The organism is Xanthomonas sp. LF06-19, assembly GCF_034105425.1.
GTDB lineage: Bacteria > Pseudomonadota > Gammaproteobacteria > Xanthomonadales > Xanthomonadaceae > Xanthomonas_A > Xanthomonas_A sontii.
Genome location: NZ_JAXGGH010000023.1, coordinates 1 through 806, shown reverse-complemented (window position 1 = coordinate 806; position 806 = coordinate 1). Strand labels below are relative to the sequence as shown.

Annotated in this window: 1 pseudogene; it reads left to right on the top strand. The window is 71.6% G+C overall.

What is annotated here, in order from left to right:
• Positions 1 to 12: 12 nt before the first annotated feature.
• Positions 13 to 806: pseudogene (locus tag SLW55_RS20555) on the top strand (hypothetical protein); the annotation flags it as partial.

Sequence of the window (806 nt, the reverse complement as noted above, 5' to 3'; positions counted from 1 at the left end):
CAAGGCGCGGGCGTGAAATACGCCCACACTCACTCGACCAAGGCCGACAGCACTGCCAGCGGTACCGACAGCAGCGCGATGGGGCCGGCGGCGAGTGCGTACGGCGACAGCGCGGTGGCACTGGGCAATGGCGCGGTGGCGGGCGATGCGAACGATCCGGCCGTGGTCAACGCCGTGGCACTGGGCAAGGCGGCTACGGCCAGCGGCGGCGCTGCCATCGCCGTCGGCAACAACAGCAAGGCCCAAGCTCTCAACAGCATCAGCGTCGGCAACGCGTCCGAGGCCACCGGCGACTACAGCAGCGCCATCGGCTACCAGGCCAAGGCCACCGGCGCCGCCAGCAGCGCCATCGGCACCTTGGCCGAGGCCAGCGGCGGCTACAGCAGCGCCGCTGGCTACCTGGCCAAGGCCACCAGCAGCGGCAGCAGCGCTTTCGGCACCGGCGCCAACGCCAGCGGCGTCTACAGCAGCGCTTTCGGCACCAGCGCCCAGGCTATCGCCAAAGATGCCATGGCTATGGGTGTCTCTGCCCTTGCCAGCGGCAAGGATGGTATGGCGATAGGGGCCTTCGCTAATGCTATTGGCGCCCAAAGCACCGCGGTGGGAGCGGCGGCGAACGCGTACGGCGACAGCGCGGTGGCACTGGGCAATAGGGCGGTGGCGGGCGATGCGAACGATTCGGCCGTGGCCAACGCCGTGGCGCTGGGCGCAGGCGCGGCGGCGGCGCAGGCCGGCGCCGTGGCGCTGGGCAGCGGCAGCAGCACGGCCGCGGCGGTGGCGACCACCGGCGGGACCCTCAACGGCAC